This window comes from Pseudomonas sp. PP3 (genome assembly GCF_905336995.1).
In the GTDB taxonomy this organism is placed as follows: Bacteria; Pseudomonadota; Gammaproteobacteria; order Pseudomonadales; family Pseudomonadaceae; genus Aquipseudomonas; species Aquipseudomonas reinekei.
The window spans coordinates 2,888,067-2,906,542 of sequence record NZ_HG995459.1 but is presented as its reverse complement, the minus strand read 5'-3'; the positions used below and the strand labels follow the sequence as shown (position 1 = coordinate 2,906,542).

The following is an 18,476-nucleotide window of genomic DNA, read 5'->3' as shown; positions in this document are numbered from 1 at the left end:
TTTATGCCGCAGTTCTTTATCGACCGCCCGGTATTCGCCTGGGTGGTTGCGCTGTTCATCCTGCTCGCCGGTGCCCTGGCCATTCCGCAGTTGCCAGTGGCGCAGTACCCCGACGTCGCGCCGCCGCAAATCGAAATTTACGCCGTCTACCCGGGCGCTTCGGCACAGACCGTGGACGAAAGCGTGGTCAGCCTGATCGAGGAAGAACTCAACGGCGCTGATCACCTGCTGTATTTCGAATCGCAAAGCAGCCTCGGCAGCGCCACGATCAAGGCGACTTTCCAGCCGGGTACCGACCCGGAGATGGCCCAGGTGGATGTGCAAAATCGCCTGAAAGTCGTGGAGTCGCGCCTGCCGCAAGCAGTCAACCAGCAAGGTTTGCAGGTGGAGAAAGTCTCCGCCGGTTTCCTCCTGCTGATCACCCTCACCTCCAGCGACGGCAAGCTCGACGACGTGGCGCTCAGCGACTATCTGGCGCGCAACGTGATGAACGAAATCAAACGTCTGGACGGCGTCGGCAAGGCGCAGTTGTATGGCGCCGAACGGGCGATGCGCATCTGGATCGACCCGCAGAAGCTGATCGGCTTCAACCTCACGCCCGCCGACGTCAACGCCGCCATCGTCGCGCAAAATGCTCAGGTTTCGGCCGGCAGCATCGGTGATTTGCCGAGTCGCAGCACCCAGGAAATCACCGCGACGATTCTGGTCAAAGGCCAGTTGTCGACGCCGGAAGAATTCGCCGACATCGTGCTCAAGGCCAATCCCGATGGCTCCACGGTACGCATCGGCGATGTGGCGCGGGTCGAGATCGGCAGTCAGGAATACCAGTTCTCCACGCGCCTGAACGGCAAGCCGTCCACCGCCGTCGGCGTGCAATTGTCGCCGGGCGCCAACGCCCTGAACACCGCTACCCTGGTGCGGGCGAAGATGGACGAACTGTCGCGCTACTTCCCGGCGAACGTCGAGTACAAGATCCCGTACGACACGTCGCCCTTCGTCAAAGTCTCGATCACCAAAGTGGTCTATACCCTCGGCGAGGCGATGCTGCTGGTGTTCGCGGTGATGTTTCTGTTCCTGCAAAACATCCGCTACACGCTGATCCCGACACTGGTGGTGCCGGTGGCGTTGATGGGCACCTTTGCGACCATGTTGGCCCTGGGGTTCTCGATCAACGTGCTGACCATGTTCGGCATGGTGCTGGCCATCGGCATCCTGGTGGACGACGCGATTGTGGTGGTGGAGAACGTCGAGCGGATCATGGCCACCGAAGGCCTGTCGCCCAAGGAAGCCACGCGCAAAGCCATGAAGCAGATCACCGGGGCAATCATCGGCATCACCCTGGTGCTGGTGGCTGTGTTCATCCCGATGGCGTTCATGCAGGGTTCGGTCGGGGTGATTTACCGGCAGTTTTCGCTGTCGATGGTCACCTCGATCCTGTTCTCGGCGTTCCTCGCCCTGACCTTGACCCCGGCGCTGTGCGCGACCCTGCTCAAGCCGATCGCCAAGGGTCAGCATCACGAGAAGAGCGGTTTCTTTGGCTGGTTCAACCGTCGGTTCGAGCAACTGACTGACCGATATCAAGGCTGGGTCGCCTATGCACTCAAGCGCACTGGCCGCTATCTGCTGATCTACGGCGTGCTGCTGATCGGTCTGGGGCTGTGCTTCGCGCGCCTGCCATCCTCGTTTCTGCCCGTGGAAGACCAGGGTTACACCATCACCGATATTCAGTTGCCGCCGGGCGCAACCAAGAACCGGACGGTGCAGGTGGCCGAACTGATCGAGGCCCACAACGCAGGCGAACCCGGCGTCGGTGACAGTGTGGTGATTCTCGGTTTCAGCTTTTCCGGTAGCGGGCAGAACGCGGCGCTGGCGTTCTCGACGCTCACGGACTGGTCAAAACGTGGCAGCGACGACTCGGCGAGTTCGATTGCCGATCGCGCCAACATGGCCCTCAGCCAGATCAAGGACGCCATGGCCTTCGCCGTGCTGCCACCACCGGTAGATGGCCTCGGTACGTCGAGCGGTTTCGAGTTCCGCCTGCAGGACCGTGGCGGCCTCGGCCATGCCACGTTGATGCAGGCACGCGCCGAGTTGCTGGCCGCGGCTGAAAAGAGCCCGATCCTGATGAACGTGCGCGAAAGCGCCCTGGCCGAGGCACCGCAGGTGCAATTGATCGTCGACCGCAAACAGGCCAATGCCTTGGGCGTGTCCTTTGCCGATATCGGCAGTGTGCTGTCCACCGCCGTCGGTTCGACCTACATCAACGACTTCCCCAATCAGGGGCGCATGCAGCGTGTTGTGGTGCAGGCCGAAGGCGACCAACGCAGTCAGGTGGACGATCTGCTGAAGATCCACGTGCGCAACAACAACGGCAAGATGGTGCCGCTCTCAGCCTTCGTCCAGGCCAAGTGGATTCAAGGTCCGGCGCAGCTCACCCGCTACAACGGTTACCCGGCAATCAGTATTTCCGGTGAGCCGACGCCCGGCCACAGCACCGGCGAAGCCATGGCGGAGATCGAACGGCTGGTGGCGCTGGGGCCGGCGGGGCTTGGCCAGGAATGGACCGGCCTGTCGTTGCAGGAACGCCTGTCCGGCAGTCAGGCGCCGATCCTGCTCGGGTTGTCGTTGCTGATTGTGTTCCTGTGTCTGGCGGCGTTGTACGAAAGCTGGTCGATTCCGACCTCGGTATTGCTGGTGGTGCCGCTGGGTGTGCTCGGCGCGGTGCTGGCGGTGACCTTGCGCGGGATGCCCAACGATGTGTTCTTCAAGGTCGGGCTGATCACCATCATCGGCCTGTCGGCGAAGAATGCGATCCTGATCATCGAGTTCGCCAAGAGCCTGTACGACGAAGGCCATGACTTGATCGACGCCACGCTGCAAGCGGCACGTTTGCGATTGCGGCCAATCGTGATGACCTCACTGGCGTTCATTCTCGGCGTGGTGCCGCTGGCCATCGCCACCGGCGCCAGCTCGGCGAGCCAGCAAGCCATCGGCACCGGGGTCATCGGCGGGATGATCACGGCCACCCTGGCGGTGGTGTTCGTGCCAGTGTTTTTTGTGGTGGTGATGAAGCTGGTGCGTAAACGCCACAAATAAACCTGACCCAACACAAATCCCTGTGGGTGCAGGCAAGCTGCCACAGGGATCTCATCGTCTTCGGATTGTGGTCATGACAGACTGCCCTGGGCTTAGGTGTTTACACCGTCCGCCCAGTCGTTGATCGGTGTTCTGTGCAACACAGCGATACTCGGATTCTCGATCAACATCGTCGCCGGGCTGTTCAACTGACGGCTGCACAAACGTTCTAGTCATCGCCCTCGGTGCGGGCGTTAAATAGACCGGCAAATCCGCCGCGCAGGTGCCCCATGACTTCTCACAACTGGCTCGATCTGGCCCAGGACGCCGATACCGGCATCGAGACCCTGCGCGCGCATTTCGAAGGCCACGCCTACGACCCGCATTGGCACGACAGCTATCTGGTGGGCGTCACCGAGCAAGGGGTTCAGCAGTTCAACTGTCGACGGGCCAGGCACCAGAGCACGCCGGGCAAGGTGTTTTTGCTGGAACCGGGCGACATTCACGACGGTGAGGCACCGACCGCCGACGGATTTACCTATCGCATGCTGTACCTCGACCCGCAGTGGTTGCAGCGTGAGCTCGGTGCTGTATTCAACAACGCACCGGACAACAGCGAGTTGAGTTTTGCCAACACCCTGGCCAGCGATCCGCGCCTGGCCCACGCCACCAGCCTTGCCTTCGAAACGCTGCACCGTGGTGAATTGAAGATCGTCCGCCAAACCGCGCTCGACGGCTTGCTTGAACGCCTGACCAGCCACCTGCACTGGCGCACGCGCTATGGCGAAGACCCGCGCCTGCCGCTGGTGGCGCAAAAGGCTCGGGACTATCTGCACGCCAACGTACAACTGGACATTGGCCTCGATCAACTGGCCGCCGTTACCGGGGTCGACCGCTTTCGGTTGACCCGTGCGTTCAAGGCCGCCTACGGCATCGCACCGCACGCGTATCTGGTGCAATTGCGCCTGGCCACGGCGCGTCGGTTGCTCGCCCGGGGTGCACAACCGGCAACGGTGGCCATTGCCCTGGGCTTTGCCGATCAGAGTCATCTGGGCCGCTGGTTCGTGCGCGCCTACGGCCTGACACCGGCACTCTACCGCAAGCGCTGCTCAAATCTTCCAGACAGCCAAGCGCCTGACTGGTGAAGATCAGCTTCAATGATCTTCACCGGAGTTTGCCTGCGATGCTGTCCTCTTTTCCGACGTTGCTGCCCTTTCTGCTGTTCGCCTTTGTGGCTTCGATCACCCCCGGCCCGACCAACGTTCTGGTGCTGAGCAACAGTGCCCGATTCGGCTTGGCGGCGGCCGTCCCGATCATTCTTGGCGCCTGCGCCAGCGCCGCGCTGCTGGTATTGCTGGTGGGCACGGGCGCCGGGACATCACTGACCGAGTGGCCGCGGCTGCAAGCCCTCATGCAATGGGCCGGCGTGGCATGGCTGAGTTATCTGGCCTGGCAGATTTTTCGCGCGCCTGCGGTCGCCATGGCCGCCGAAAATGCCGAGAAGCGCCTCGGTTTGCTGGGCGCGGCCAGCCTGCAATGGATCAACCCGAAAACCTGGATGATGGCGCTGGCCGTGGTCAGCGTGTTTGCCGGCGCGGGTGAAAACCGCTTGGCGCATGTGATGTATTTGTCGCTGGCATTTTTTCTGGTTTCGCTGCCGTGCCTCGGGGCCTGGGCATTGCTCGGCGCCGGTTCCGCGCGCTGGTTGCGCTCGCCTCGTGCCATGCAGCGCTTCAACCGCTGCATGGGCCTGTTGCTGCTGGGTTCGGCCTGGCTGAGCGTGCTGTCCTGAGCGCCGCTGGTCGGCTTTTGTCGAGCGCTAATTCATCCAGCACTTGACGGACGATTCATTTCTGGTGTCTTCTGAAACCGGTTTCAGCGCCCTGCGCTCAGCCTTATAAATCCAATAAGAAGGTTTCTGACCGTGAACGATTTCTCCGCCGCCCAGCGCAGCCGTGTGACCATGCTCGACGTGGCCGAACACGCCAAGGTCTCCAAGGCCAGCGTTTCGCGGTTCATCGGCGAAGACCGCGCTTTGCTCTCCGATGCCATTGCCCGGCGCATCGAACAATCCATTGCCGAACTGGGCTATCGCCCGAACCAGATGGCCCGCGGCCTCAAGCGCGGGCGTACCCGCCTGATCGGCATGCTGGTGGCCGATATCCGCAACCCTTATTCGATTGCCGTGATGCACGGGGTGGAAACCGCCTGCCGTCAGCACGGCTACAGCCTGGTGGTGTGCAACACCGACCGCGACGACGAGCAGGAACGCCAACACCTGGCCCTGCTGCGCTCGTACAACATCGAAGGCCTGATCGTGAACACCCTCGGCCATCACCGTGACGAGTTGCATGAACTGCACCGGGAAATGCCCCTGGTGCTGGTCGATCGCAAGGTCGCGAACCTCGAAAGCGACATGGTCGGGCTCAACAACCCGCAGGCCATCGACATGGCACTCAATCATCTTGAACAACGCGGCTATCGCGATGTGTTGCTGGTCACAGAACCGGTTGATGGCACCAGCTCGCGAATCGAGCGGGTCAGCAGTTTCAAGGCGCAAATTGAGCAACGTCCTGCTCTTCGCGGCTCGCACATCGAAACCGGTCGCGATCTGAACGCACAACTGAAGACCTTCCTCGACACGCCAGGCCCTGGCCCGAAAGCGCTGTTTTGCGCGAACGGGATTGCGGCGTTGGCCAGCACCCACGCGTTGCGTGAACTGGGGTGCAATCTGTTCGAAGACGTGGGGCTGATTGCCCTCGATGACCTGGATTGGTACCCGCTGGTGGGCAGCGGCATCACCGCCCTCGCCCAGCCGACCACGGAGATTGGCGCCAGCGCGTTTGAGTGTCTGCTCAAGCGCTTGCGCGGCGATAACGGGCCGGTGCGGACGCTGGATTTTTCGGCGCGGTTGGTTGTTAGAGGGTCGACCTTGGGAATTTTCGAGTGACTCTACTGGCCCCATCGCTGGCAAGCCAGCTCCTACAGGGGTTTGATGTGAACAAAAATTTTGTGAACACCACAGATACTGTAGGAGCTGGCTTGCCAGCGATGAGGCCCAATGGTCACCCTTTTTTTGAACAAAAATGAAACCGGTTTCAGAGGTAGAAAAACAATGAACAAACCCGCCGTTTCCATCAGCCTGTCCAGCTACGGCGCCGATCTGGTGCGCCAACGCGGCCAGGGCAGTTTCATCTCAGTGCTGGCTGCCGCCGGGGCCACACGCATCGAATGGCGCGAAGAGCTGCTGACCTTTGAGAACCCCGAGCACCTGGCCGACGCGACTCAGGCCGAGGGCCTGGAAAGCGTGTACTCATCACCGATGGAACTGTGGCTGGCCGGTCAATCCAGACCTAATCCCGAACTGATCACCGCCCTGCAGCGCGCCCGACTGTTCGGCGCCAAATGGCTGAAAGTGTCGCTGGGTTACTTCACTGACAACAGCGACCTGCAAAGCCTCGCCCGCCTGCTCGGCGACAGTGCCGTGCAATTGCTGGTAGAGAACGACCAGACCCTGCACGGTGGCCGCATCGAGCCGTTCCAGCGGTTCTTCAATGAAGTCGAGCAACACCAGCTGCCGATCAAAATGACCTTCGATATCGGCAACTGGCAATGGCAGGACCAGTCTGCCGCCAGCGCTGCGCGTTTGCTCGGTCGGCACGTCGGTTATGTGCATTGCAAAGCGGTCACGCGCCGCGCCGACGGCAAACTGGTTGCCATTCCACCCGCCGCCAGCGACTTGCAACAGTGGGAACACCTGCTGCGGCACATGGCCCAAGGCGTCATGCGCGCGGCGGAATATCCGCTGCAAGGTGAAGACCTGGTGCAACTGACCACTGAACACGTCACCGCCCTCGCCCACCTCGGCCAAGCACCGCTGGAGACCGCTCATGTCTGAGATCGATGTCCTCTCGTTCGGCGAGACCATGGCGATGTTCGTCGCCGAGCAGGCCGGCGAGCTGACCAGCGTCAACGCCTTCCACAAACGCATTGCCGGCGCCGACAGCAACGTCGCCATTGGTCTGTCGCGTCTGGGCTTCAACGTGGCATGGCTGAGCCGCGTCGGCGCCGATTCGCTGGGTCGATTCGTGATTAACACACTGGAGAAAGAAGGCCTGGATTGCCGCCACGTCGACATCGACCCCGCGCACCCCACAGGGTTTCAGCTCAAGTCGCGCACCGACGATGGCAGCGACCCTGTGGTCGAGTACTTTCGCCGTGGTTCGGCGGCCAGTCACTTGTCGCCACACTCGATCGTGCCGGACTTGCTCAAGGCCCGGCATCTGCACGCCACGGGCATTCCACCGGCACTGTCGGAAACGGCGCGGCAGATGTCGTTCGAATTGATGACCCGCATGCGCGAGGCCGGGCGCAGCGTGTCGTTCGACCCGAACCTGCGCCCGAGCTTGTGGGCCAGCGAACAGCAGATGATCACCGACATCAACCGCCTCGCCGCCCTCGCCCATTGGGTGCTGCCGGGGCTGAGTGAAGGGCGCCTGCTGACCGGGTTCGAAGACCCGGCCGACATCGCCGCGTTCTACCTCGACCAGGGCGCCGAAGCCGTGGCGATCAAGCTGGGGCCGCACGGTGCTTACTACCGAACCCATCTTGATCAGGGGTTCGTCGCCGGCGTGCCGGTGGAAACGGTGGTCGATACGGTCGGTGCCGGCGACGGGTTTGCCGTCGGCATGATCAGCGCTCTTCTGGAAAACCACAGCTTTGCCGAAGCCGTGCAACGGGCCAACTGGATTGGCAGCCGCGCGGTGCAGAGCCGCGGGGACATGGAAGGATTGCCGACCCGGTCTGAAATGGTCAGCGAATTTGAGGCCGCCATCGCGGGCAAGCCCGCTCCCACAGGGGATTTGTGTCGAACATAAATCAAATGTGGGAGCGGGCTTGCCCGCGATGAGGCCAGCACAGTCAAGCAAGATCTAAACACCTGCTGCGACAAAAACAACAAGCTCAGGAGCATCACCCATGAAAACCGCAACGCTCGCCACCCGCCGCTGGTGGTACATCATGCCCATCGTGTTCATCACCTACAGCCTGGCGTATCTGGACCGCGCCAACTACGGCTTCGCCGCCGCCTCCGGGATGGCTGCCGACCTGATGATCACCCCGGGCCTGTCGTCGATGCTCGGTGCGCTGTTCTTCCTCGGCTACTTTTTCTTCCAGGTGCCGGGGGCGATCTACGCGCAGAAACACAGCGTGAAAAAACTGATTTTCGTCAGCCTGATCCTCTGGGGCAGCCTGGCGACGTTGACCGGGATCGTCTCCAACGCTTACTGGCTGATCGTCATTCGCTTCATGCTCGGCGTGGTCGAAGCCGCGGTGATGCCGGCGATGCTGATCTACCTGTGCCACTGGTTCACCCGTGCCGAACGCTCGCGGGCCAACACTTTTCTGATCCTCGGCAACCCGGTGACCATGCTGTGGATGTCGGTAGTCTCGGGCTATCTGGTGCAGCACTACAGCTGGCGCTGGATGTTCATCATCGAAGGTTTGCCGGCTGTGCTCTGGGCGTTCATCTGGTGGCGCCTGGCCGATGATCGTCCGTCCCAGGCCAAGTGGCTCAATGACCAGGAAAAACAGGACCTGGAAAGCGCACTGGCCGCCGAGCAGGTCGGCATCAAAGCGGTGAAAAACTACGCCGAAGCGTTCCGTTCACCGAAAGTGATCATCATGGCCTTGCAGTTTTTCTGCTGGAGCATTGGCGTATACGGCTTCGTGCTGTGGCTGCCGTCGATCCTCAAGGCCGGTGCACAAATGGACATGGTCGAGGCCGGCTGGCTGTCCGCGCTGCCGTATCTGGCAGCGGTGATCGGCATGCTGTTGGTCTCATGGGGTTCGGACAAGTTGCAAAAACGCAAACGCTTCGTCTGGCCACCGCTGCTGATCGCCTCGATTGCTTTCTACGGTTCCTACGCCCTGGGTGCCGAACACTTCTGGTGGTCCTACACCTTGCTGGTGATTGCCGGTGCCTGCATGTACGCGCCTTATGGCCCGTTCTTCGCAATCATCCCGGAAATCCTCCCGGCCAACGTCGCCGGTGGCGCCATGGCGCTGATCAACAGCATGGGTGCCCTCGGTTCGTTCGGCGGATCCTATCTGGTCGGTTACCTGAACAGCTCCACCGGCTCGCCCGGAGCCTCGTACCTGTTGATGAGCGGCGCGTTGATGCTCTCGGTGGTCCTGACGATTTTCCTCAAGCCCGGTGCCAGTGATCGGGAGCGGCCCACGGTCGCCTTAAAACCCACCACTGCACATTCCTGATTGAGACGATGACGATGAAAAAGCAGGTTGTTCTGTACAAGAAACTCTCGGCGCCACTGATGGCTCGCCTGCACGAGCAGGCCGAAGTGACGCTGATCGAAAGCCTGGATGCCGAGGGCCTGGCCAAACTGCGCGACGCCCTGCCCCGCGCCCAAGGCTTGCTCGGCGCCAGCCTGAAACTGGATGCCCGACTGCTCGATCTGGCGCCCAGCCTGGAGGCCATCGCCAGCGTTTCGGTGGGCGTCGATAACTACGACATCGCCTACCTCACCGAGCGGCGCATCCTGCTCAGCAACACGCCGGACGTGCTCACCGAGACCACCGCCGACACCGGTTTCGCGCTGATCCTGGCCACCGCGCGGCGTGTGGTGGAACTGGCGAACATGGTTCGCGACGGCCAGTGGACCCGCAACATCGGTCCTGCGCATTTCGGCAGCGATGTGCACGGCAAAACCCTGGGCATCATCGGCATGGGCCGGATCGGCGAAGCCCTGGCCCAGCGCGGGCACTTCGGTTTTGGCATGCCGGTGATCTATCACAGCCACTCGCCGAAACCGGCGATTGAACAGCGATTCAATGCCCAATACCGCAGCCTCGACGAATTGCTGCAGCAGGCCGATTTTGTCTGCCTGACGCTGCCGCTGACCGCCGAAACCGAAGGGCTGATCGGTGCGCGGCAGTTCGCGTTGATGCGGCCAGAGACCATCTTCATCAATATTTCACGGGGCAAAGTCGTGGATGAAACGTCGCTGATCAAGGCCCTGAGCGAACGACAGATTCGCGCCGCCGGGCTGGACGTGTTCGAGCGTGAACCGCTCAATCATGATTCGCCGCTGCTGCAACTGAACAACGTGGTGGCGACCCCACACATCGGCTCGGCCACCCATGAAACGCGGGAAGCGATGGCCAAGTGTGCGGTGGACAACCTGCTGGCGGCGCTGGCGGGCGAGCGGCCGGCTAATCTGGTCAATCCCGGGGCGTGGAAGGCTTGAGAGAATCGTTGCGCTTGAGGTAGCTATCGCGAGCAAGCTCACGCCTACAGTGATCTGCGGTGAACACGAGAATCGTGAACACTATCGAACTGTGGGGGCGAGCGTGCTCGCGATGGGGGTCTACAAAAGCATTGGTTTTACATCAAGCCCGCCGCGCAATCAGAAAGTCTGGAATTTTTCTCAGCGAATATTGAGATTCCTCAAACGCGCCATTCCCTGCTTGATATGGCCCGCGTTGTGACCGATCGCATCGAGCGCCCCCCGAATATTCACTCCTACATCAGCGGAGCCCCGCTGTTCCACCAAGATTGTTAGCTCCATCACTGCCGCTTCCAGTGCCAATTGGTTGTGGTAAATCCTTTCAAGAACTTCTGATAACGAATAATTTTCCGACATATTTCAACTCCTTTGAACAATTCAAGCATCGCAGCGAGGCTGCTCGTGTAATAACTTCATAAGTGTTTCTTTTATTTCAGAGGGGAGAAGCCGGCTAGTTCACAACAAAATAGCCGATGAAATTTGACCGATAAACAAAAAATAAATCTCGAATTTCCTGGCTAGTTACTGTTAGTCGGGACATTACTTAGCCCCGGACGATCACCAGCTATATCGCACGCCCACATTCGCCCCCCACGGCTGTTCAATCTTGTTGCCATTGCTGTAATCGAAGTCGGCATGAATCGACACCTTGTCGCTCAGCGACATGGCGACACCGGCACCCAGCTCCCCACGGGAACCCGAGAGGTCGTTGTTGAAGGTGTTGTTGTTGACCTTCACATCGTTGTTGTTGGCGAACTCGTGCACATACGCTGCGCGAAGGTAAGGCTGCACGGTCATGTCATCCCACTGGAAGTTACGCCCGGCGGTAGCGCCCGCCTTGGCCAGCAACGAATGAGTACGATCGCCTTCAGCGGACAGGCCGTTATCCAGGTCGTAGTCCTTGCCCTGAATGACCACGCCGGAGAGTTGGGTAAAGGGTTCAACAAAATAATCGTCAGCCAGTTTGATGTGTCGACCGAACTCCAGGGACGCACCCACGCCATGGCTGTCGTAATCACCCTTTGCTTTTGTGCCGTCGCTCAGGCGCACATCGGATTCGTTCTCGAAGCGGTTGAACTTGAGCACGCCGTCGAAGTAGTAGCCGCTCGACTCATCCAGCCAGGTGGTGTAGGCACCCAGGTAGTAGCTGTCGATGGTGCCGCTGGTACCACGGCTCATGTCCAGGTCCGATTGGCTGTAACCACCCAGCACACCCACCAACCACTGCCCGTCACCCATCGGCAACGGCGCATCGGCACCGAACGACAGGCCTTGCTGAACTTGCTGGTAGGCGACGCCCGAACTGGCGTCAACATTGAACTTGTTGCCGTAGGCACGTATCCAGCCACCGGCCTTGCCGTGGTCCATGCGCACTTCGCCCATGCGGCTGCGCAAGGTGCTGAGTTCGCCATACCAGGCCGTCGGCGCTGCGTTGAACAGCGCGATCACCGATTGGGTGCCCGGGCTGATGGTGCGCGAGAGCGTATTGAGGTACCAGTCGTTAGCGCTCAGTTTGACCAGGTCATAGGAGAACGCTCCCAGGTCGACGGCGCCACCGGCGAGGCTGAAGGTGGCATCACCGCCACCGATGTGCACCACCGGAATCGCACCCGCGCGCACTGGCTCCGAACCACTGGATTTAAGGTCGATGGTGTGGTCGCCGGTGGCGTTGCCGGTTACGGTCAGGGTATCGATCTGACCGGTTTTGAAGTCGTGGTGCATGAAGAACGTACCGCCGGTGCCCGACAGCGTGCCGACGGTCAATTTGAAGAAGTCGCCGGGGTTACCGAACTTGATGGCACCGCCATTCATGTTGAGGTTTTGCACCGAGCCGTCACCCACCATCACCCAGCTCGCGTTGCTGTTGATGCCCAGGTCCCGCACGTTCTGCAAGCGACCGGTCAGGGTCGCGGATTCTTCCAGCAATACATTGGCCGTGCTGCCGCCGTCCGCGACGATATCGCCGGTGAGGGTGCTGTTGCCAACCCGCAAGTTACCTTCCGCGCCGCTGCGCACGTCCATCAGGATGCCGTTGCTGGCGTTAAGCGTCGAACCATTGAGGACCGCAATATTGGCCTGGGTCGGGCCAGTACTTAGGGAGTCGACAACAATCGCCGAACCATTCAAACCGGTGACATGGCTTTTGTTCAATTCGAGCGTGCCCGGACTACCGACCACCGGGTCGGGCGACATCTCGATGCCATGCTGATTGCCGGTAATGTTGCTGCCGCTGGCTTCGACCGAGCCGCCGAAAATCCGCATGCCGGATGCGGTAACACCGGTCCCGGCGACAGTGGAGCGAAGCAGCGTCAGCTTGCTCAGGCCCGTGATCGATACACCCGTTGCTCCCCCGCTGATCGTGCTGTCACTCACGGTTGCGGTGGACCCTCGCGTGGCCGCCGCGTTACGGGCAACCGAAAGACCGGTTCCATTGCTGGAAATAGTGCTGCGGGCAATGTTTGCCAAGCCCGCATTAAGCCCCACACCAATGGCGCTCCCGGTAGCCTGTACGGCGCTGCCATTGAGGTTGAGGGTGGAGTTGTTGACGGTGATGTCACGGGTCTGCGCGCCATTGGCATTGAGCGTCGAAGCACCGTTCAACACGTAGTTATCCAGCGCGGTGGTGCCATCAATGGTCAGGACCTCGCCCGGGACAAGTACCCGTGCATGAGCCATTTCACCGACCAGCAAAAAGGGCGTAATGGATAACAGCTTCAGGGTAATGGCGAGCGGATGAAGCTTGAACGATTGAACCTTGGACATATCGGCACCATGAGTGAGCAAAGATCGAAAGCGCCGCAGGCTATAGATCGGGATTCAACCGGTATGTAGGACTAATCCGAAGGAACTTGACCCAGCCACTGCTACTGCCCTTGCGGGCGATTTGCAGTCTGTATTTATCTGTTCTACCGGCGGGCGGAAAGCTGCCGAACCACTCGGCAAGGGTGATGATTTGATTGGTATTGAGTTTTTCCCAGGGAATAAGCCCAGTGGCGTCCCGGTCAATCACAATAGACCTCACGTCCGGCTCCTGGACGTCCAGCGGCTCTGTCCCACCGGAAGTGGATTGGCCTGCCGCAAGCTGCTGCTCTTTTTTATCTGAACCTGCCATGTTGTCGCTCTCCGCATTCAACACCTGGCGCCATGGATTGCCATGGTGCTTGGGCCGGAAAAGCAGACCGAATACTACCGGGCACTACCCAAACGCATCCCGTCGTTCTGCGCTTGGGAGGAGTAAACCGTGTTTTATCAAAGTGCGTAACTGTCAAAGTTGACAGGTAGCGCCACTTTTTTTTGCGTGACAAGGGCGATGCGACGCCGCCGTTTAACAGCGTTTAAGGACACTTCCGGAAAGCCACAAGACTTTGCGCCGTTGCCTACGGGCACGCCAGAATCCGCCGGCTTGTGCGATTTGGGGGCCATCGGTAACTTGATTCGTGTCACTGCTCATCAGTGATCGGGTTTAGCAGCCTGGGGTTGTAACCAAGGTGCACAAGCGCCTGTCAGTCAGGTATTTCCATGCCTGCACTTGATTGTGGCTGTGCGCAGGGAGCCTTCGGGCGCGCCGGCTTTGCTAGCTTCCCCGGTCTGCTAACCTGCGCACAGTTGCCTCCTTCTCGTTTAGCAGCAAGAGGGTTGGCACCCCAATCAGGGAAGCAAGCTTATGTCCAAAGTAACGCCAAACCCGCCTGACACCGATCCAACCTCCCCGTACGAACCCGACTCCACAAAACTCAACGAAGCCGCCGAGCGCGCCCTCAATTTCCACTTCCCCTCGACCGCCGACATCAAAGCCACGCCGCGTAAGGTCAGCACCCTGTTCACCGTCGACCCGCAAGCCTCCACCGAAACGCTGATGGTGTATCTGGTGGAAACGCTGGCTTCGGTGGACGTGATGGTCCATCAGTTGGTCGATCATCTGGACGGCGGCTCACGCAATGCACTGCTGGGCATTTCCAACAGCGTGATGCTGGCGGAGATCACGGCCAACCGCATGCTGGATCAGATTGATCCACCTGAATAGTCCCTGTTAAGGGAACCTCTGTGGCGAGGGAGCTTGCTCCCGCTCGGTTGCGCAGCAGCCGCCGCTGTTTAGGGCCGCTTCGCAGCCCGACGGGAGCAAGCGCCCTCGCCACAGGTGAGTCAGCGTTGGCGGACAGCCACTTGCCAGACTCGTCCAATGTCCATCGCTCGCTCACGCAACAGGCGCGGCGCCTCGGCACACGCCTGTTCCAGCGTCATCGGACCGCTCGCCAGGGCAAACGCGGCGTCGATGCCATGCGCATACAACGCCTGATAGCCCTCGCCCAACGTACCGGCGATAACGATGACCGGCACGCCGCGCAGTTGAGCAATGCGCGCGACACCGAACGGTGTCTTGCCGCGCAGGGTTTGTGCGTCGAAACGCCCTTCGCCGGTGATCACCAGATCAGCATTTTCAACCGCGTCCGCCAGGCCCACCAGCTCGGCAACCACCTCAACCCCGGCCTTGAATTGCGCCCCCAGGAACGCCTTGGCGCCAAAGCCCAAACCACCCGCCGCACCGCTGCCGGCTTCATCGCGCAGGTCTTTTTCCAACACCTTGGCGCAGTGATCGGCGAAGTGCCCCAGCGCCAGATCTAGTTGCTGAACCTGCTCGGGCGATGCACCTTTTTGCGGACCAAATATCGCCGAGGCGCCGTGAGGGCCGCACAGTGGATTGTTCACATCCGCCGCGATGTCGAAACGCACGTCGGCCAAACGAGGGTCGAACTCGCTGAGATCAATGCGCGCCAATTGCGCCAGCGCCAAGCCGCCCGGCGCCAAAGGCTCACCTTGTGCATCCAGCAGCTTCACGCCCAATGCCTGCATCGCACCGGCGCCACCATCATTGGTCGCACTGCCACCGATGGCCAGAATCACCCGTTGCGCGCCGGCATCCAGCGCCGCGCGAATCAGCTCACCGGTGCCGAAGGTACTGCTGATGCACGCATCACGCTGCCCCACCGGGACCAATTGCAAACCGCTGGCTTCGGCCATTTCGATGATCGCGGTGTGGCTGTCGGGCAACCAGCCCCAGGCGGCATTGACCGGCGCACCCAATGGCCCGCGAACCCCAGTGCGGCGCAGTTCGCCATGACAGGCCGCCAGCACCGACTCGACCGTCCCCTCCCCGCCGTCGGCCATCGGGCATTTGATCAACTGCGCATCGGGCCAGACCTCGGCGAGTCCAAGGGCGATAGCATCAGCAACGCCTTGAGCACTCAGGCTGTCCTTGAACGAGTCGGGGGCGATGACGATTTTCATGGGTACTCTCCGGTTGTTATGGAGATCATGCTGCCAGCAGGCCCGAACAATAACGCCAGTCCGCTGCACAAGCCGCACAGAGGATTATTGTTCATTTCCACAAAAAGCCGTATTCACACGCCCGGGATCGTGTTCAGCTCTGGGGTAATAGTTGAACGCCGAGATACAACGCCAGCATGCCGTCCAGCTTCAACGGATCAACGCCGCTGAGTTCAGCAACGCGCTCCATCCGATAGCGCAAACTGTTGCGATGAATACCCAAGGCATCAGCACAGGCCTGGCTCTGGCCGTCGTGTTCGCACCAACTGCGCAAGGTCGCCAGCAACTGGCCGTTGTTGTCCTTGGCGATGACTTTGCGCAGTGGATTGAGCAACTCGTCCAGCGCATCGTCGTTGCGATGTCGCCAGAGCATCACGGGCAATCGATAACGGGTCAGCGTCAATAAGCGCGATTGGGGCAGTACATCACGCCCGTAGGCCAGCAAGTCGCCGACCCGACGGTAACAACGGCGCAATCCTGTGAGCCCGTCGGCCTGCCCGCCCACGGCAATGCGCAGGATGTTCCAGCCCAAACCGTCGAGCTTTTCCAGCAGCCGATCATTTTCGATGGACTGGTTGGCCGGTCGGCACCACAGCAGCGAGGACTTGGCTGAACTCACGCACCAACTGTCCGGGTAGCGCGAAGTGAGCCAGGCGCTGAGTGCCTCGACGGTTTGCCCCGGCCCGTGTTCCATGCCCAATTCGAACAGGTACGGCACTCGCGTCATTTGCGGTTTGAGGCCGAGCTGTTGCGCCTCGTCGATCAGGCGCGGTGAGCTGCCGGCGTCACTGAGCAGCAACGCCAGCAGGTCATCGCAACGCTGGCGCCGCCACTGCTGCTCGGCTTGAAGGTTGCGCTGGCCCACCAGCATCTCGGCGGTCATGCGCACCAGTTCAGCGTAGGTGCGTAACTGCTCGGGTTCGCCAGTGATGCCGAGCACGCCGATCAAGCGCTGGTCGAGCATCAGCGGCAGGTTGATCCCGGGCTGCACGCCTTTGAGGTGAACCGCGGTTTGCGCATCGATCTCCACCACGCGGCCATTGGCCAATACCAGTTGCGCGCCTTCGTGGCGGGTGTTGACCCGCTCCGGTTCGCCGCTGCCGAGAATCAGCCCCTGACTGTCCATGACGTTGACGTTGTACGGCAAGATGGCCATCGCGCGGTCGACGATGTCCTGGGCCAGGTCGTGATCGAGTTCGAACATAACGGTGATCCTTGAAAGCGTGAGGGCCAAGCGGTTGTTCACCCGCACAGGGCTTGGTAGCAAACCCTGTGCTCAGGCACAAAGACAGCAGCCCCGAGGGTGGTCGAGACTCTCTGGGCGATCAACGTTACCCTTGCATCGCAAAAAATCATAATAAAGAGAGAGCCGCCATGTCACAGAGCGCCGCCGCTACCCAGGCCATCGTTGACGAGAAAAACGCCGTCTACAAACGCATTACCCTGCGTTTGATCCCCTTCATTTTCATCTGCTACCTGTTCAACTACCTCGACCGGGTGAACGTTGGATTTGCCAAGCTGCAGATGCTCGACGCGCTGAAATTCAGCGAAACCGTGTACGGCCTCGGTGCCGGGATTTTCTTTATTGGCTACGTGCTGTGCGGCGTGCCGAGCAACCTCGCCCTGACCAGATTCGGCCCACGACGCTGGATCGCGCTGATGATGATCACTTGGGGCACGCTGTCGACCTGCCTGCTGTTCGTCACCACCCCGACCGAGTTCTACACCTTGCGCCTGTTCACCGGCGCGGCCGAAGCCGGGTTCTTCCCGGGCGTGGTGCTCTATCTTTCGCAGTGGTTCCCCACCTTCCGCCGTGGCCGCATCATGGCGCTGTTCATGTCGGCGATCCCGGTGTCGGGCCTGCTCGGCAGCCCGTTCTCTGGCTGGATTCTCAATCACTTCGCCGCTGGCCAGGGCGGTTTGGCCGGTTGGCAGTGGATGTTTTTGCTGCAAGGCGTGCCGACTGTTGTACTCGGTGCACTGGCGTATTTCCTGCTCAGCGACAGCTACGCCAATGCCAAATGGCTGACGCCGTTCGAGCGCTCGGTGCTGGAAGCCGACCACGCCGAAGACCTGGCCAACAAGCCGAAAACCACCACCGATTCCCTGCTGGCGGTGTTCAAGAACCCGGCGATCTGGGCGTTCGGCCTGATCTACTTCTGCATTCAGAGCGGCGTCTACGCGATCAACTTCTGGCTGCCGTCGATCATCAAGAACCTGGGCTTCAGCGATAACCTGGTGATTGGCTGGTTGAGTGCGATTCCGTACCTGCTCGCGGCGCTGTTCATGTTGTTCGTGGGCCGCTCGGCCGACTTGCATAAAGAACGCCGCTGGCACTTGGTGGTGCCGATGCTGATGGGCGCGCTCGGTCTGCTGATCGCCGTGAACTTCGCCGCCAACCCGGCCATTGCCATCCTTGGCCTGACCATCGCCACCATGGGCGCCCTCACCGGCCTGCCGATGTTCTGGCCGGTGCCGACCGCGCTGCTCAGTGCGGGCGCTGCGGCGGGTGGCCTGGCGCTGATCAACTCCATGGGTCAAATGGCAGGTTTCCTCAGCCCGTACCTGGTGGGCTGGGTCAAGGACAGCACCGGCTCGACCGATGCGGCGTTGTACTTACTGGCAGGCGTGATTGTCTGCGGTAGTTTGCTGGCGTTGCGCATGACTCGCACCCTGCGCGTCTAAGCACAGCAAATCCCCTGTGGGAGCTGGCAGGCTCCCACAGTTGTTTCGTGCGTGTGTATGAGATTTGCGTTTGCTCCCGGCGGTGGT

Annotated in this window: 14 protein-coding genes and 2 pseudogenes; 11 read left to right on the top strand and 5 right to left on the bottom strand. The window is 60.8% G+C overall.

Translation table 11 applies throughout. The features are described 5' to 3' along the window. Positions 1-3: 3 nt before the first annotated feature. The 9 genes and pseudogenes from KHO07_RS13265 to KHO07_RS13225 all read left to right on the top strand — a co-directional run bounded on the left by KHO07_RS13265 (position 4) and on the right by KHO07_RS13225 (position 10,340). Positions 4-3,096, top strand: a complete 3,093-nt coding sequence (locus KHO07_RS13265; RefSeq protein ID WP_212627456.1) for an efflux RND transporter permease subunit — start codon at positions 4-6, stop codon at positions 3,094-3,096. A 111-nt stretch (positions 3,097-3,207) separates the two neighbouring features. Further along, a pseudogene (locus KHO07_RS13260) lies at positions 3,208-3,288 on the top strand (DUF1345 domain-containing protein); the annotation flags it as partial. Positions 3,289-3,365: 77 nt separating this feature from the next. Beyond that, a complete protein-coding gene (locus KHO07_RS13255) occupies positions 3,366-4,220 on the top strand; it encodes an AraC family transcriptional regulator (protein ID WP_212627455.1) in 855 nt (284 codons plus the stop codon). Positions 4,221-4,258: 38 nt separating this feature from the next. Further along, complete coding sequence (locus tag KHO07_RS13250) at positions 4,259-4,867, top strand: LysE family translocator (protein ID WP_212627454.1); 609 nt, start codon at positions 4,259-4,261, stop codon at positions 4,865-4,867. A 132-nt stretch (positions 4,868-4,999) separates the two neighbouring features. Continuing rightward, the gene (locus KHO07_RS13245; RefSeq protein WP_280519546.1) at positions 5,000-6,025 is read left to right on the top strand and encodes a LacI family DNA-binding transcriptional regulator; all 1,026 of its coding nucleotides are present in this window, start codon (positions 5,000-5,002) and stop codon (positions 6,023-6,025) included. A 165-nt stretch (positions 6,026-6,190) separates the two neighbouring features. Next, positions 6,191-6,973, top strand: coding sequence for a TIM barrel protein (locus KHO07_RS13240; protein WP_150733106.1), 783 nt, complete (start codon positions 6,191-6,193; stop codon positions 6,971-6,973). Next, positions 6,966-8,010 (top strand): annotated as a pseudogene (locus KHO07_RS13235) (sugar kinase). The gene KHO07_RS13240 and the pseudogene KHO07_RS13235 overlap by 8 nt, the downstream one beginning before the upstream one ends. Before the next feature lie 42 nt (positions 8,011-8,052). Beyond that, positions 8,053-9,348: an MFS transporter gene (locus tag KHO07_RS13230; RefSeq protein WP_212627452.1), complete on the top strand. Its 1,296-nt coding sequence runs from the start codon at positions 8,053-8,055 to the stop codon at positions 9,346-9,348. A gap of 14 nt (positions 9,349-9,362) precedes the next feature. After that, on the top strand, positions 9,363-10,340 hold the full coding sequence (locus KHO07_RS13225) for an NAD(P)-dependent oxidoreductase (RefSeq protein ID WP_212627451.1): 978 nt from the start codon (positions 9,363-9,365) through the stop codon (positions 10,338-10,340). A 180-nt stretch (positions 10,341-10,520) separates the two neighbouring features. Here KHO07_RS13225 and KHO07_RS13220 read toward each other — a convergent pair whose 3' ends face one another. The 3 genes from KHO07_RS13220 to KHO07_RS13210 all read right to left on the bottom strand — a co-directional run bounded on the left by KHO07_RS13220 (position 10,521) and on the right by KHO07_RS13210 (position 13,491). Beyond that, positions 10,521-10,736, bottom strand: coding sequence for a hypothetical protein (locus tag KHO07_RS13220; protein WP_150733110.1), 216 nt, complete (start codon positions 10,734-10,736; stop codon positions 10,521-10,523). A 201-nt stretch (positions 10,737-10,937) separates the two neighbouring features. Beyond that, positions 10,938-13,142 (bottom strand): autotransporter outer membrane beta-barrel domain-containing protein, encoded by a 2,205-nt coding sequence (locus KHO07_RS13215; RefSeq protein ID WP_212627450.1) that lies wholly within the window; start codon positions 13,140-13,142, stop codon positions 10,938-10,940. A 40-nt stretch (positions 13,143-13,182) separates the two neighbouring features. Further along, positions 13,183-13,491, bottom strand: coding sequence for a hypothetical protein (locus tag KHO07_RS13210; protein ID WP_212627449.1), 309 nt, complete (start codon positions 13,489-13,491; stop codon positions 13,183-13,185). A gap of 552 nt (positions 13,492-14,043) precedes the next feature. Between KHO07_RS13210 and KHO07_RS13205 the strand changes: the two genes are divergently transcribed. Then, positions 14,044-14,403 (top strand): DUF6124 family protein, encoded by a 360-nt coding sequence (locus tag KHO07_RS13205; protein WP_212627448.1) that lies wholly within the window; start codon positions 14,044-14,046, stop codon positions 14,401-14,403. Positions 14,404-14,522: 119 nt separating this feature from the next. On the opposite strand, the gene KHO07_RS13200 is transcribed toward KHO07_RS13205, so the two are convergent. Both KHO07_RS13200 and KHO07_RS13195 read right to left on the bottom strand, forming a co-directional pair. Further along, positions 14,523-15,665, bottom strand: coding sequence for a glycerate kinase (locus tag KHO07_RS13200; RefSeq protein WP_212627447.1), 1,143 nt, complete (start codon positions 15,663-15,665; stop codon positions 14,523-14,525). A 133-nt stretch (positions 15,666-15,798) separates the two neighbouring features. After that, complete coding sequence (locus tag KHO07_RS13195) at positions 15,799-16,908, bottom strand: sugar diacid recognition domain-containing protein (RefSeq protein ID WP_075944679.1); 1,110 nt, start codon at positions 16,906-16,908, stop codon at positions 15,799-15,801. Between the two features lie 170 nt (positions 16,909-17,078). Here KHO07_RS13195 and KHO07_RS13190 point away from each other — a divergent pair, with 170 nt between their 5' ends. Further along, positions 17,079-18,389, top strand: a complete 1,311-nt coding sequence (locus KHO07_RS13190) for an MFS transporter (protein ID WP_212627446.1) — start codon at positions 17,079-17,081, stop codon at positions 18,387-18,389. The last annotated feature ends 87 nt before the right edge of the window (positions 18,390-18,476 follow it).

Excerpts from the sequence above, each read along its gene's own strand:
- KHO07_RS13225 (WP_212627451.1), top strand. The coding sequence starts at position 9,363 with ATGAAAAAGCAGGTTGTTCTGTACAAGAAACTCTCGGCGCCACTGATG.
- KHO07_RS13200 (WP_212627447.1), bottom strand. The coding sequence starts at position 15,665 with ATGAAAATCGTCATCGCCCCCGACTCGTTCAAGGACAGCCTGAGTGCT.
- KHO07_RS13250 (WP_212627454.1), top strand. The coding sequence starts at position 4,259 with ATGCTGTCCTCTTTTCCGACGTTGCTGCCCTTTCTGCTGTTCGCCTTT.
- KHO07_RS13210 (WP_212627449.1), bottom strand. The coding sequence starts at position 13,491 with ATGGCAGGTTCAGATAAAAAAGAGCAGCAGCTTGCGGCAGGCCAATCC.
- KHO07_RS13190 (WP_212627446.1), top strand. The coding sequence starts at position 17,079 with ATGTCACAGAGCGCCGCCGCTACCCAGGCCATCGTTGACGAGAAAAAC.
- KHO07_RS13255 (WP_212627455.1), top strand. The coding sequence starts at position 3,366 with ATGACTTCTCACAACTGGCTCGATCTGGCCCAGGACGCCGATACCGGC.
- KHO07_RS13265 (WP_212627456.1), top strand. The coding sequence starts at position 4 with ATGCCGCAGTTCTTTATCGACCGCCCGGTATTCGCCTGGGTGGTTGCG.
- KHO07_RS13240 (WP_150733106.1), top strand. The coding sequence starts at position 6,191 with ATGAACAAACCCGCCGTTTCCATCAGCCTGTCCAGCTACGGCGCCGAT.
- KHO07_RS13205 (WP_212627448.1), top strand. The coding sequence starts at position 14,044 with ATGTCCAAAGTAACGCCAAACCCGCCTGACACCGATCCAACCTCCCCG.
- KHO07_RS13215 (WP_212627450.1), bottom strand. The coding sequence starts at position 13,142 with ATGTCCAAGGTTCAATCGTTCAAGCTTCATCCGCTCGCCATTACCCTG.
- KHO07_RS13230 (WP_212627452.1), top strand. The coding sequence starts at position 8,053 with ATGAAAACCGCAACGCTCGCCACCCGCCGCTGGTGGTACATCATGCCC.
- KHO07_RS13220 (WP_150733110.1), bottom strand. The coding sequence starts at position 10,736 with ATGTCGGAAAATTATTCGTTATCAGAAGTTCTTGAAAGGATTTACCAC.
- KHO07_RS13195 (WP_075944679.1), bottom strand. The coding sequence starts at position 16,908 with ATGTTCGAACTCGATCACGACCTGGCCCAGGACATCGTCGACCGCGCG.